Source organism: Archangium sp., from assembly GCF_036388035.1.
In the GTDB taxonomy this organism is placed as follows: Bacteria; Myxococcota; Myxococcia; order Myxococcales; family Myxococcaceae; genus Archangium.
On the sequence record NZ_DASVSO010000030.1, the window covers coordinates 1 to 13,441 of the forward strand.

Annotated in this window: 12 protein-coding genes; 11 read left to right on the forward strand and 1 reads right to left on the reverse strand. The window is 73.6% G+C overall.

Annotation, left to right across the window (positions count from 1 at the left end; translation table 11 throughout):
* The 11 genes from VF697_RS01295 to VF697_RS01345 form a co-directional block, all read left to right on the forward strand.
* Positions 1-539 (forward strand): phytoene desaturase family protein (locus VF697_RS01295; protein WP_414641221.1); only part of this gene is annotated, 539 nt, incomplete at its 5' end.
* A complete protein-coding gene (locus tag VF697_RS01300; RefSeq protein WP_331091445.1) occupies positions 536-1,513 on the forward strand; it encodes a carotenoid 1,2-hydratase in 978 nt (325 codons plus the stop codon). The genes VF697_RS01295 and VF697_RS01300, both read left to right, overlap by 4 nt.
* The gene (locus VF697_RS01305) at positions 1,510-2,625 is read left to right on the forward strand and encodes a glycosyltransferase (protein ID WP_331091447.1); all 1,116 of its coding nucleotides are present in this window, start codon (positions 1,510-1,512) and stop codon (positions 2,623-2,625) included. The genes VF697_RS01300 and VF697_RS01305 overlap by 4 nt, the downstream gene beginning before the upstream one ends.
* Complete coding sequence (locus VF697_RS01310) at positions 2,622-3,014, forward strand: lycopene cyclase domain-containing protein (protein WP_331091449.1); 393 nt, start codon at positions 2,622-2,624, stop codon at positions 3,012-3,014. The genes VF697_RS01305 and VF697_RS01310 overlap by 4 nt, the downstream gene beginning before the upstream one ends.
* Positions 3,011-3,358, forward strand: a complete 348-nt coding sequence (locus VF697_RS01315) for a lycopene cyclase domain-containing protein (RefSeq protein WP_331091451.1) — start codon at positions 3,011-3,013, stop codon at positions 3,356-3,358. The genes VF697_RS01310 and VF697_RS01315 overlap by 4 nt, the downstream gene beginning before the upstream one ends.
* Positions 3,355-4,038 carry a lysophospholipid acyltransferase family protein gene (locus tag VF697_RS01320; RefSeq protein WP_331091453.1) on the forward strand — a complete coding sequence of 228 codons (684 nt, stop codon included), beginning with the start codon at positions 3,355-3,357 and terminating at the stop codon, positions 4,036-4,038. Before VF697_RS01315 ends, VF697_RS01320 begins: the two co-directional genes overlap by 4 nt.
* Positions 4,035-4,895, forward strand: coding sequence for a MerR family transcriptional regulator (locus VF697_RS01325; RefSeq protein WP_331091455.1), 861 nt, complete (start codon positions 4,035-4,037; stop codon positions 4,893-4,895). Before VF697_RS01320 ends, VF697_RS01325 begins: the two co-directional genes overlap by 4 nt.
* Before the next feature lie 28 nt (positions 4,896-4,923).
* The gene (locus VF697_RS01330) at positions 4,924-5,814 is read left to right on the forward strand and encodes a MerR family transcriptional regulator (RefSeq protein ID WP_331091457.1); all 891 of its coding nucleotides are present in this window, start codon (positions 4,924-4,926) and stop codon (positions 5,812-5,814) included.
* Between the two features lie 73 nt (positions 5,815-5,887).
* A complete protein-coding gene (locus VF697_RS01335) occupies positions 5,888-7,255 on the forward strand; it encodes an amidohydrolase family protein (protein WP_331091459.1) in 1,368 nt (455 codons plus the stop codon).
* Positions 7,256-7,418: 163 nt separating this feature from the next.
* On the forward strand, positions 7,419-9,050 hold the full coding sequence (locus VF697_RS01340; protein ID WP_331091461.1) for a sigma-54 dependent transcriptional regulator: 1,632 nt from the start codon (positions 7,419-7,421) through the stop codon (positions 9,048-9,050).
* A 185-nt stretch (positions 9,051-9,235) separates the two neighbouring features.
* Complete coding sequence (locus VF697_RS01345; RefSeq protein ID WP_331091463.1) at positions 9,236-9,574, forward strand: hypothetical protein; 339 nt, start codon at positions 9,236-9,238, stop codon at positions 9,572-9,574.
* A gap of 8 nt (positions 9,575-9,582) precedes the next feature.
* Here VF697_RS01345 and VF697_RS01350 read toward each other — a convergent pair whose 3' ends face one another.
* Positions 9,583-13,311: a protein kinase domain-containing protein gene (locus VF697_RS01350; protein WP_414641222.1), complete on the reverse strand. Its 3,729-nt coding sequence runs from the start codon at positions 13,309-13,311 to the stop codon at positions 9,583-9,585.
* Between the last annotated feature and the right edge of the window lie 130 nt (positions 13,312-13,441).

The window sequence follows — 13,441 nt, forward strand, 5'->3', positions numbered from 1 at the left end:
TGCCGCACCACACCGTGCTCTTCAGCCGGGACTACCGCCGCGAGTTCGACGAGCTCTTCGCCGGGCAGCTCGCCGGCGACCCGACGGTGTACTTCTGCAACCCCTCGGCGACGGACCCGACGGTGGCGCCCGCGGGCAAGACGGGCCTCTTCGTCATGGTGAATGCCCCGGCGCTGCCACGCGAGCCGGGCGCCTGTGAGCAGGCGTCGGCCGCGTGGGAGCTGCAGGCCGAGCGGGTGAAGGCGCAGATGTTCGACAAGCTGCTCGCGCACTACCCGGAGCTGCGCGGGCGCATGCGGGTGGTGGGACAGCGCTCGCCGGTGGACCTGGCCGCGCTGGGGGCGCCGGGAGGCTCCATCTACGGCTTCCTGCCGCACGGGAAGTTCGGCCCCTTCCGCCGGCCGCGCATCCGCGGCGGCACGCCGGGGCTCTTCTTCGCGGGCGGGGGCACGCACCCCGGGGGCGGAGTGCCGCTGGTGATGCTCTCGGGTCGCTTCGCCGCGGAGATGGCGTCCGAGCACCTGCGGAGGAGCGCATGAGGCTCCTGGATTATTCCTCCCCCCCGCCGGGCACCTCGAGCCGCTCCCACTGGCTGGACGCGCTGCCGACGCTGCCGGACAGCGCGGGAGCCTACCGCTGGTTCTACGCCGACGTGACGGCGGGGGCGTACAGCGCGGTGTTCATCTTCATGGTGGGCTCGCTCTTCTCGCCGCGCTACTCGGCGAGGGCCCGGCACGGGGCGAGCCCGCTGGAGCACTGCGCGGTGAACTTCGCGCTGTACCACCACGGCGTGCGCCAGCGCTGGGTGTTGAGCGAGTACCCGGCGGCCCTGGTGCGCGGGGAGGGCCGGGTGCTGCGCATCGGCTGCTCGCTGCTGGAGTACGCGCTGGACGGCACGGTGTGCATGGAGGTGGACGAGCGGTGCGCGCCCTTCGGTGGGCAGCTGCGGGCGCGGCTGGTGCTGGAGCCCCAGGTGCCCGCGGCGGAGGAGGTGCAGCTGGTGCCGGGGCTGCCGCACTACTGGCGCGCGCTGGCCCCGAGGGCGCGGGCGCGGCTGGAGGTGGCCTCGGAGGGCGTGGAGGCGGAGGGCCTCGGCTACCACGACAGCAACCACGGCGAGGAGCTGCTGGGCGCGCGGTTGCCGGGGTGGCACTGGGCGCGCGTGCACGGGCCGGAGGAGACGGTGGTGGACTACCACCTGCCGGACGGGGTGGCGCCGCTGCGGGTGACGGCGGGGGTGCTGGGGACGAAGTCCGAGCGCAGGCCGCTGCTGGCGGAGGCCCGGCCGACGAGCCTGACGGGCTGGGGCCTGCGGGTACCGGCGCGGCTGTACGCGGGCACCACGGCGGTGGGCGCGCCGCGGCTGCTGGAGTCCTCGCCCTTCTACGCGCGGGTGGAGGCCCGGCGGGGCCCGTTGGACGTGCTGGGCGAGGTGGCGGACTTCCGCCGCTTCCACTCGCCCCTCATCCGCTGGATGGCGCACTTCCGCACGCGCGTGGAGCGTGGGCCATGAATCCGCTGGTGGCCATCGGCCTGGGCTGGGCGGTGCTGGCGGGAGGTTTCAGCGCGGTGGCGCTGGCGCGGCTGCTGCGGCGCCCTCGTCCGGTGGCGCGCACCCGGGTGCCGGTGCTGCTGCTGCGCCCGGTGGACGCCCCCTCGGAGCGAGAGCTGGAGAACCTCTCCCGGCCCATCGACTACGAGGGGTACCTGGAGCACGTGGTGCTCTCGCCGCACCGGCCGCGACTGTCGGGGGGCGCGCAGTGGCTCCACAGCGACCCCTCGACGCCCAACCGCAAGGTGGGCCACGTCCTGTACGCGCTGGAGACGCTGTCGCTGGACGGGCGGGTGGTGCTGGTGGTGGACGCGGACGTGGCGGTGACGGGGGCGCTGGTGGAGGGGCTGGCGGCACCGGTGGCGGCGGGCGCGGCGCTGAGCACGGCGGTGCCGACGCCCGTGGGCGAGCGCGGGCTGGTGGACCGGGCCGTGGCGGGGCTGCTGCGCCGCACGCACCACAGCTTCCGGGCGCTGCATGTGATGAGCGCGGGAGCGAAGGCGGTGTGTGGCAAGGCGCTGGGGTTGAGCGCTCGGGCGGCGGCGGAGCTGGCGGGGCTGGCGGACCACATCGGCGAGGATCTGGAGCTGTCGAAGCGGCTGCACGCGCGGGGGCTGGACGTGGCCCTGTGCGAGGCCCCGGCGTTGGTGCCGCTGGGGGCGGGGGACTGGCCCACGGCCCTGGCCCGCTTCACGCGGTGGATGCAGGTGCTGGAGAGCCACCGGCCGGGCCTCTACCCGACGGTGCCGCTGCTCTTCACCCCCACGTGGCCGCTGCTGGTGTGGAGTCTGCTGGTGGGCTCGGCGTGGCTGGCGGCGGGCGTCGCGGGGCTCCTCGTCGTGCGGACCTTGTTGTCCTGGCGGCTGGTCGTGCTCTCCACCGGCGTGCCCTCGGGAGAGGGCGGACGCCTGGGCGCGCTGGACTGGCTGCTGGGCGAGGCCCTGCTGCTGGCCGCCTTCCTGTCCTCGCTCGTCCACCCACCGAGGGTGACGTGGCGGGGGCGCACCTACGCATTGCACGCCGGGGGTCGGATGTCTCCCGCCTGGACCGAGCTGAGTGGAGGTCGGGGATGACGTACGCACGTTTCCTGGGACTCTTCGTCGTCCTGCCCATCCTCTTCCTGGCGGTGCGCTACCGGCGCACGCTGACGGCACGAGGGCTCGCGCCCATGGGCCTGCTGCTGGTGGTGGTCTACGCGGCGACGTCGCCGTGGGACAACCTGGCGGTGAAGTGGGGCCTGTGGGGGTTCGATCCGGAGCGCACCTGGGGCATCAAGCTCGGCTACCTGCCGCTGGAGGAGTACCTCTTCTTCGGGCTGCAGACGCTGCTGGTGGGACTGTGGACGCGCGAGCGGCTGCGCCGCGTGCTGGAGGCGCCCACGCCGGAGAAGCAGAAGGAGAAGCGCACGGCGGACTCCGAGGCCCGGGCGCCGGTGCCGGACGCCAAGGAGGTGGCGTCATGATGGAGACGCGCTGGGCGTACCTCATCCACCTGCTGGCGTGGTCGGTGCCCTTCATCGTGTTGCAGCTCGCGGTGCTGGTGCACCACTTCCGCGGCCGCACGTGGGCGGTGCTGCGGGCGGTGGTGCCTCCGGCGCTGGTGGTGGGCACCTACCTGTCGGTGGCGGACCACCTGGCCATCCGCGAGGGCATCTGGAACTTCGGCGGGGGCAAGCACCTGGGCGTGTACGTGGCGGGCGTGCCGCTCGAGGAGATCCTCTTCTTCCTGCTCACGAGCCTGATGGTGTCGCTGGGGCTGACGCTCTTCACGGTGCTCCTGTCGCGGTGGGAGGCGCGGGTGCCGTGATTCAGGCGGCCAAAGGCGGACTCTTCGGCCGGGTACTCGACGGATACGTGGGGTGGAAGTTCAGGTCGGCCTTCCGCGGCCTGTGGGTGCGCGGAGCGCTGCCGCGGGGAGACGGCGCGCGCCTCGTCTACGCCAACCACTCCAACTGGTGGGACGGCTTCGTGCTGCACCAGGTGGGGCGGGCGGCGGGGTGGGACGCCTACTGCGTCATGGAGGAGCACAACCTGGAGCGCTACCGCTTCCTGGCGAGGCTGGGGGCCTTCAGCATCCGCCGGGGCCAGGGGGCCTCCTCGCTGGAGACGCTGCGCTACGCGAGCGGGCTGCTGCGCCGGCCCCGGGCGGCGGTGTGCATCTTCCCCGAGGGCGAGCTGCGGCCCTTCGGCGTGCTGCCCCTGCGACTGGAGCGCGGGGTGGAGTTGCTCGGGCGGGTGGGGAAGGCGGAGTGCGTGCCGCTCGCCATCCGCTACACCTTCTTCGAGCACGAGCGGCCGGACGTGCTGGTGGAGGTGGGGGCGCCACACCCGGCGGGCCCGCTCTCCCGCTTCCAGTCGGAGCTGGAGGGGGCGGTGCGGCGGCTGGCGGAGGCGACGAGCCTGGAGGGCTTCTCGCGCGTGGTGTCGGGCGGGCTGGGGGTGGCGGAGCGCTGGGACGTGGTGCGGGGGAGGGCGCCCTCGGCATGACGTTGCGCATCCGCACCATCGCCCGGCTGACGGGCATCCGCGAGGCGACGCTGCGCGCCTGGGAGCGGCGCTATGGCTTCCCGCGCCCGCTGCGCAACGAGAGCAACTACCGCGTCTACAGCCGCGAGGAGGTGGAGCACATCCGCCGCGTGGCGAGGCTCATCTCCGAGGGCCTGGCGGTGAGCGAGGCCATCGCCCAGGTGCAGACCGCGTCCGTGGGCGGGCTGCCGCCGCTCGAGCGGCTGGTGGAGCGCTTCTGGTCGGCGGTGATGGTGATGGACGCGGACGCGGCGGAGCGGGTGCTCGGCGAGGCCCAGGCCGCCATGGACGTGGAGGCCTACTGCGACACCCTGCTCCTGCCCCTGCTGCGCGAGATGGGCTCCCGACTGGACATCGCGCGCGAGCACCTGGCCTCGGCGCTCATCCGCCAGCGGCTGCGGGCCCTGCTGCTGGCCGAGGACGCGCATCCGGAGGGGCCTCGGGTGGTGCTCGCCTGCCCGGAGCGGGACCTGCACGAGGGCGGGCTGCTGGCGCTGGGGCTCCACCTCAAGCGCAGGGGCTGGCGGGTGACACTGTTGGGGGCGGACACTCCGACGGAGGCGCTGCAAGCGGCCTGCCAGCAGGTGCGCCCGGAGCTGGTGGCGCTCTCCTTCGTGCGGCGCCGGGAGCCAGCGGACTTCGAGCAGGTCCTGCGAGCGTCGGTGGGGGCGTGTGTGCCGGCCCCCGTGGTGGTGGGGGGCCCTGGCGCGCGAGAGCATTTGAAGGCCATCTTCAGCGTGGGGGCGCAGTATGCTGACTCGCTGGACGAGCTGGTGGCCCTCTGGCAGCAGGTGCGAGGTGCGTCGAACAGCACCTGAGGCCGATGGGGGACGGACGGGGTGAGTCATGGCGGAGCGCACCTACAGAATCCACATCGCCGCGGAGCTGTCCGGCGTGCGGGTGGAGCTGATCCGCGCCTGGGAGCGGCGCTACGGGGTGCTGACGCCACGGCGCACGGCGTCGGGCTACCGGGTGTACACGGAGCGGGACGTGGCGCTGCTGCGGCGGCTCAAGCAGCTCACCGAGGAGGGCGTGTCCATCAGCGAGGCGGCCAAGCTGCTGCCACAGCTGCTGGCGGAGCTCGGCGCGACGAAGCCGGGGGCGGAGCCGAGCCCCGCGAGTATCCAGGCCTGGCGGGACGAGGTGCTGAAGGCGGCGGAGGTGTTGGATCAGGCCCGGGTGTCGGAGGTGCTGGACGAGGTGCTCGGGGCGTTGTCGCCGCTGAAGGCCTATGACGAGGTGCTGGTGCCCCTGCAGCGCGAGGTGGGAGCGCGCTGGCACGCGGGGGCCTTCTCGGTAGCGCAGGAGCACCTGGTGACGCAGGCGGTGCGCGCGCGGCTCATCAGCCTGCTGCACACCTCGCCGGAGCGGGGGGGCCGGCGCGTGGTGCTGGCGTGCTTCCCGGAGGAGCAGCATGAGCTCGGGCTGCTGGGCACGGCGCTGCGGATGCGGCACGCGGGGCTGGCGGTGACGCTGCTGGGCCAGCGGACACCGGCGGCGGAGGTGGGCCGGGCGGCGCGGCAGGTGAAGGCGGACCTCGTGGGGCTGTCGGCGGTGACGGACCCCGGCGCCCAGGAGTTCGAGGAGCTGCTGTCGCGCATCCAGGAGGGCATTCCCGACGGGACGCCGGTGTGGGTGGGGGGCCCGGTGGCGCGGCAGTACGGCGAGGTTTGCGAGCGGTTGGGCGTCCACGTCTTCGAGGGCGACGACGACTGGTCCCGGCTGCTGGGCGGGTGAGCCCCGCGCTCGCTGGGGTGGGAAGGTACCCCTATACTCAGCGGTGAACCTGCAACGCATGAGGGGAACCGTCATGAAGACCCTGCGTGCCTGGGCGCTCCTGGGTGTTGGCCTCGTCTCGCTCGCCGGCGCGGTGCTGACGGGCTGCGTCCACGAGGCACAGCCCACTCCCGGGACAGCCGAGCGGGCCGTCGCGTTCGTCGGAGTGAACGTCATCCCCATGGACACCGAGCGTGTCCTGACGGACCACACGGTCATCGTGCGGGACGGGCTCATCGCGGCCATCGGCCCCTCGGCGTCCATCACCGTCCCGGCCGATGCCGAGCGCATCGACGGCAAGGGGCGCTACCTGATGCCGGGGCTGGCGGACTTCCACGTCCACCTCACCTCGGACGAGCAGCTCCTGTCGTACCTGGTCCATGGCGTCACCAGCGTCTTCGAGCTGGATGGCTCGCCCCGACACGTCGAGCTGCGGGCGCAGCTGGCGAACCATCAGCGCTTCGGCCCCACGCTCTACACGAGCAGCCCGCGCGTGGACGGGGACCCGCCGGTGTTCGGCGGCACGGTGGTGAAGGTGGGCTCGCCCGAGCAGGCGCGCAGGGCGGTCGTCCAGCAGAAGCTCGCGGGCTATGACGCCCTCAAGGTGTACGACAACCTCACCCCCGAGGTGTACGCCATCCTCATGGGGATGGCGCGGCAGCAGAAGCTGCCGGTGGTGGGGCACGTGCCGCGCAAGGTGGGGCTGGAGGCGGTGCTCCGCGAGCGCCAGGCGCTCATCTCGCATGGGACGGAGTACTTCCTCGCCGCGGGACAGGACGCGTCGCGGATTCCGGCCCTGGCCCGTGCCACGAAGGAGGCGGGCACATCGGTGGTGCCCAACCTGGCACGCCTCGCCACCACGCGGCGGATGCTGGAGGACGTGGAGGGCGTCTTCTCGGACCCCGAGGCCCGCTTCCTCTCGCCGGACGTGCTGCGCAACTGGCGCGGCTCCAACCCCACGCGCCGCGTGGACGTGGCGGCCTTCGCGGAGCGCGAGCGGGTGGCCTACCCCTTCGTCCAGCACCTCGTCCTGGGGCTGCGGAAGGAGGGCGTGCGGCTGGTGCTGGGCACGGACGCCGCGCAGGCGGGGCTCTACCCCGGCAAGGCGGCGCACCTGGAGCTGGCGGAGCTGGTGAAGGCGGGCCTGTCCCCCTTCGAGGCGCTGGCCACCGGTACGCGCAACGCCGCCACCTTCATCACGGACCACGTGGACGCGACGGCGCGCTTCGGCACGGTGGCGCTCGGGCAGCGGGCGGATCTGCTGCTGCTGCCCGGCAACCCGCTGGAGGACGTGGGCCAGGCGGACAGGTCGCTCGGGGTGATGGTGCACGGCCAGTGGCTCCCGCGCGAGCAGCTGCTGCGCATGCGGGAGAAGGCCACCGAGGCCTTCTCGAAGCGCTGAGCGGACGTGTCATGAGGGACCGGGCGGAAAGTCGTCCTCCCCGGGGCATTCTCGGGGGGTGAGAAAATGGCGGCGCGCCGCGGGCCGTGTGCCCCCCGGGCTGAACATCGTCCGGCGGGGACAGTGTAGACTTCCGCCAGCGTTGACGCTCCCCCCAGGCTCTATGCAGAAGAAGCTCTCCGACGACCTCTCGACGACGGCTGTTCACTCGCGTGGCCGGGAAGCCGCGCTCCCGCGCACCGTGCCGGCCCTGACCATCGTCTCGCATCCGCAGCCCCAGCGGATCGGCGAGCGGCTGCTGCTGAGCGAGATGATCGCCGCGGCGGGCAGGACGGCCTCCCTGTCACGCAATGCGCCGGACTTCTCGCGTCCCGGCAGCCTCCTGGCCCTGCCCCTGGGGGACCCCTTCATCAGCCGCAAGCCCGTGCGGTTGGAGCCTGGAGCGCGCGGCGGCGTGCGGCTGCTCGTCCCGGAGGACGGGACGGCGGTGCGCGTGGCCGGGCAGTCCCTCGTGGGCTGGCGCGAGTTCTCCCCCGAGGAGCTGGCCGTGGGCGTGCCGCTGGAGCTCGCCGAGCGCGTGGTGCTGCTGCTGCACCCTGCGTCCTCCACTCCGGAGACAGGCCCGGGGGACCTGGGCATGGTGGGCCAGGGCGAGGGCGTGCGCCGGGTGCGCGAGGACGTGGCGCGCGTGGCGGACCTGGACGTGCCGGTGCTCATCCGCGGCGAGACGGGCTCGGGCAAGGAGCTGGTGGCCCGCGCCGTCCACCAGAACAGCAAGCGCCGCGCCGGGCCCTTCATCAGCGTCAACCTGGGGGCGCTCTCCAAGGAGCTGGTGTCCGCCGAGCTCTTCGGCGCGCGCAAGGGCGCGTACACGGGCGCCGCCGGGGACCGCGAGGGCTTCTTCCGCGCCGCGCACGGGGGCACGCTCTTCCTCGACGAGGTGGGCGAGGCGCCGCCCGAGGTGCAGGTGGCGCTGTTGCGCGTGCTGGAGACGGGCGAGGTGTTCCCCGTGGGTGGCAGTGCCCCGGTGCGCGTGGACGTGCGGCTGCTCACCGCCACGGACGCCAACCTGGAGGAGCGCATCCGCCAGGGCCTCTTCAAGGCGCCGCTGCTGCACCGGCTGGCGGGCTTTGAAATCCAGGTGCCGCCGCTGCGTGAGCGTCGCGAGGACATCGGCCCGCTCTTCATGCACTTCGCCCGCCAGGAGCTGGAGACCACGGGCGAGGTGCAGCGGCTGTCGTCCGCGGATCCGCGCGCCGAGCCGTGGCTGCCCGCGTCGCTGGCCGTCCGCCTGGTGCGCTACGCGTGGCCCGGCAACATCCGCCAGCTGCGCAACGTGGCCCGGCAGCTCGTCATCGGCAGCCGGGGCCTCCCGTACCTGCGCGTGGACGCGCGGCTCGAGCAGGAGCTGGACTCCGCCGCCGCCCCCGGACCGACCCCCCGTGCTCCGTCCGCCACCGCCTCCGCCCCCCCCGAGGAGCCGGAGTCCGTCGACGACAAGGCCGCCCGGCGCAAGCCCTCGGACGTGGGTGAGCAGGAGCTGCTGGAAGCCCTGCGCGCCAGCTCGTGGGACCTCAAGGCCACCGCGGACCGGCTGGGCATTCCCCGCTCCTCCGTCTACGTGCTCATCGACAAGAGCTCCCTCATCCGCACCGCCCGGGACCTGAGCCCGGAGGAGATCTCCACCTGCTTCCAGGAGTGCCAGGGCGACCTGGACCGGATGGTGCGGCGGCTCGAGGTCTCCAAGCGCGCCCTCCAGCGCCGCGTGCGCGAGCTGGGCCTCGGCGCCGACTGACACGTCCGTGTCCGGCCTGACGCGTCCGTGACGTGTCCGTCATGTGCCGGCCGGGGCTCCGGCGCGGCCGGGGGCGCGCGCTCCGCGGGGAACGGGCCTGCCCGGGCTCCTGGTACGGCGCCTGCAATCTCCCGCTGGCGCTGTTCATCCAACGTCCCCCTGTGGGACACAAGGAGTCCAAACCCATGGCCGAACTCACCATCGAAATCCACTCCGATGGCCCTCACTACCCCCGCGGGAACGTGGTCAATCGCGGCGACAAGGTGATCTTCCAGCTGGTGGATGTTCCCGCCACGGTCGAGGTGTCGTTCGACGCGTCCTGCTGCTTCACGTCGTCGGCCCCCTTCTCGATCGATCCGAGCTCCTTCATGGCGTCCAGGCATGAGGAGACGGTCTCCGCCACCGCCAGCGCGGGCAAGTACTACTTCACGGTGGACATCCCCGACTCGCTCCGCTCGAAGTTCCCCCACTGGGAGGTGAAGCGGGGTGAGGTGGATGTGTCGACGGATGAGCGGGACGCGTAGAAGCGGCGTCAGGGCACGGGGGGCCCGGCCACGGGCTCCTGCGACGCGGTGAGCCGGTGGCGCCACGCCGGCCCGAGGTGGGGATTGTGGGCCAGCGCCTGCTCCAACTCCTCCCGGGCCTCGTGACGCCACGCCCGTTGCTGGGTGCTGTCGGCGTGACGGGCCAACGCCAGGAGGACGCTGGCGCGCAGGGCCCGGGCCCGGGCCCACCGGGGCCGGGCGGCCAGGGTCCGTTCGGCCAGCTCCAGGGCCCGCTTCAGCTCCGGGGCGCCGTCGAGGCCCTGGCGCTCCTTCCACTCGGCGCGGTCGCGGTGGAAGCCGCCCGCGGCGAGCCGAAGCTCCTGGTGCTGGGGCTCCAGCTCCAGCGCCTGTTGCCAGGCCTTCGCCGCCTGCTCGAAGTCCTCGTCCCAGGCCTTGTCCTGACGGGCCCGCCAGCGGGCCCGGAGACCGAGTGCCTCCCCGAGGTAGCGCCACGCGTTGCCCAGCCGGGGGTTGAGCTCGCGCGCCTTCGCCAGTGACTTCTCGGCCTCGCCCAGCTCCGGTCCCGGGTCTTTCCCCTGCTCCAGCGCCCAGGTGGCCCGCAGCACGTGCGCCCGGGCCTGGTTGGCCCAGAGGTCCGCATCCCCGGGCAGCAGCGCGAGCGCTTTCTGGTAGGACTCCAGGGCCGAGCGCAGGCCCGGACCCGGCTCCTCCCGCCGCGCGAGCTGGAAGAGGGCGCGCGTCACCCGCACCTCGCCGAGGTTGTTCCAGGCGAAGGCCTGCTGGGGTGCCACGTCCCGGGCCTGCTCGAAGGACTTCCAGGCCTCGGCGAGCAGGGGCTCGGGGTCGCCGCCGTCGTCCCAGAGCTGCTCGGCCTGCCAGAGCAGCGCCGCGCCCAGGCTGTTGTGGAGCTGCAGCAGCTTGGGGTTGATGGCCAGTCCCCGTCGGTAGAGCGCCAGCGCCTTCTCCAGGTGCGGCCCATACTCCTCGCCGCGGTCGCGGTGGTGGCGGGCGAGCAGCTCGGAGGCATAGCCTCCCTGGAGGCAGGCCACGGCATGGGAGGGGTTGAGCGTCAGCGCGCGCTCCAGCGCGTCCCGGGCCCGTTCCAGGTCTCCCACCTTGTCCGGGGCGTCCGGGAGCGAGGCCCGCTTGCGGTACACGCTCCCCAGGTTGATCCACGCCTCGGGCTGGTGCTCCTCCAGGCGGATGGCCGCGAGGTTGGCGTCGAGGGCCTTGCCCAGCGGGACGAGCGGCTGGCCCCCGTGCTCGCTCTCGTAGTCGGCCCACACCCGCCAGGTCAGCCCGAGGTGGAGGAGGAGGTGGTAATCGCGGCGCTCGGGGCGGATGCGCTCGAAGGACTCGAGGGCCAGGCGGAGCTGCTCGCGCGGATCCTGTCCCTGCTGCTGCCGGTAGCGGGCCCACAGCCGCCAGGTGACGGCCAGCTCCAGCGAGACCTTGTCGGCGGGTGCGTGCGGCTGGGCGGCGCGGATGGCGGCGAGGGACTTGTCGAGCAGGGGCTCCACACCGTCGCCGCCCTTGAGGAGGCGATGCTCGGCGAGCCGGCGGTGCAGCCGTCCCAGGGCCAGCTGGGAGGGGGCGTGGTCGGGCGCGGCGGTGAGCGCGCGGGAGAACGCCTCGAGGGAGCGCTCGGAGTGGGGCTGGACGTTGCCCTGGCCATACAGCTCCATGGCGAGCGCGGCGAGCTCCAGCCGCCCCAGGGAGAAGTGCACGGCGGGAGCGCTCTCGGCGGTGGCGATGGCGGAGGCGTAGGCGTGGCGGGCGGCGTCGAGGTCCGCCTGGGCGCCGTCGCGCTCGCCCTGGCTCCAGCGTTGGTTGGCCCGGGCCAGGAGGATGTTGCCCCGGAGCAGCGGCGCCTCGTGGAACCAGGGCCGCGTCTTGCCCATGCCGTCCAGGTGGGCCAGCGCCTCCTCGTGGTGCTCCTCGAAGAAGGCGAGGAGTGCCTTCACATATAAAGGAGGGGCGGGGACGTCGGGGCCCTCGGCCTGGCGGAGGTAGGCGAGGGCCGGGTCCCGGTAGCGCTGTTGGAGGTCGCGGCGGCGGGCCTCGCGCTGCTCGGGGCCGCGGCGCTCCACCTCCTGCACCAGCTGCTCCTGGTAGAGGTGGCCGAGCACCAGCGCGAGCGCCCAGGCCACGCGCGGCTCGCGGTAGCCGTGCGCCCAGGCGGACTCGAGCCGCTCGCGCGCGCCCTCCATGTCCTCCAGGGTGAGCAGCGCGCGGCCCAGGGCGTAGTGTCCCGGGCCCACGGAGTGCTCGCCGGCCTGACGCACCTCGGCCTCCAGCGCGGCCATCTCCGCGCGCAGCGCCTCGCGGTCCCCGCGCGTGTCGTGCAGCCGGGAGAGGGCGGAGTAGCGCGCCGCGGCCTCCATGCGCTCCACGTGCTCGGTGAAGCGGCGGGAGAGGCGCTCGCGCTCGGCCACCTCACGGTGGGCGAGCACCGCCTGTCCGAGCGCCAGCATCACCACCAGCAGCGCGGCGGAGCCCAGGGCCAGCAGCACGCGGTGCTTGCGCGCCTTCCTGCGCAGCCGGTAGCCCAGGCCCTGGCGCGCGAGCACCGGCTCGCCGGCGAGGAAGCGGTCCAGGTCCTCGACGAGGGCGCGTGCCGAGTCGTAGCGGGCCGGGCGCTCCTTCTCCAGACACTTGAGGACGATGGCCTCGAGGTCCGCGGGGATGTCCTTGTCCAGCGCGCGCGGGGGCCGGGGCTCCTCGGACTGGAGGCGGTTGATGACCTCGAGGGCGTTGGCGCCGGTGAAGGGGGGCTGGCCGGTGAGGAGCGCGTAGAGCGAGGCGCCCAGGGCGTAGACGTCCACGCGGCGGTCGAGCTGGGACGCCTCGCCGCGGGCCTGCTCGGGGGCCATGTAGTGCGGGGTGCCGAGCACCTCGCCCGAGGCGGTGTCCTCCTCCTTCCAGTCGCGCGCCAGACCGAAGTCCATGACGAAGGGGGAGGGGCTCCCGTCCTGCGTGCGCTCGACGACGATGTTGGCGGGCTTGATGTCGCGGTGGACGAGCCCGGCGCGGTGGGCGGCGTGCACGCCCTCGGCGGCCTGGCGCAGCAGCAGCACCTTCTGCTCGAGCGTGAGCGAGTCCGCGAGCTGGCCCAGCGGCTGTCCATCCACGTACCGCATGGCGATGAAGCCGCGGCCGTGGACCTCGCCCACCTCGTACACCTCGCACACGCGCTCGTGGCGGACGCGGGCCTGGGCGCGGGCCTCGGCGAGGAAGCGGCGGGCGAGCTCGGGGTCCTCGCCGCGCACGAACTTGAGCGCCACGTTGCGGCGCAGGAGCGGGTCATACGCGAGGAAGACGAGGCCCATGCCGCCCTGGCCGAGGAAGCGCACGGGCTGGTAGCGGTCCCACCCGGGGACGGGGAAGGCGGGCTCGCGGGAGGCGGGGCCGCTGACGGAGGGAGACGGCGTGCCCGAGGGCGCGGAGGGCGGGCTGGCGGAGCCGGGGGCGAGGGTGGCGGCCTCCTCGGGCTGGGCGCCACCCGTGTCCGGGCCCTCGCGACGGCCCGTGTCCTCGCGCTGGCCCGTGGCCTCGCCGGAGAGCTCCTCGCGGAGCATGAGCAGCGTGTCCTCGGAGAGCCGGCCCCGCTCCCTCAGCAGCTCGAGCGGGCCACGCTCCCGGCGGAGCGCCTCCTCGCGCAGCGCCTCCGCCTCCTCGTGGGAGAGCAGTCCTTCGTCCAACGCGAGGAGCAACTCCTCCTCGTACGCCTCACGCTTCGCCCCTGTGGAACTCACGCGGAGCAGCATACCGGCAGAGCCGGAGCCTCCGGTAACTCCAGCGGGTGAGCGGATGCCCTCGCCGCTCCCTTCCCCGGGGCCGCGAGCCCGGATGCACCCCAAGCAGGCGGGGTGCTGAACCTTCCGG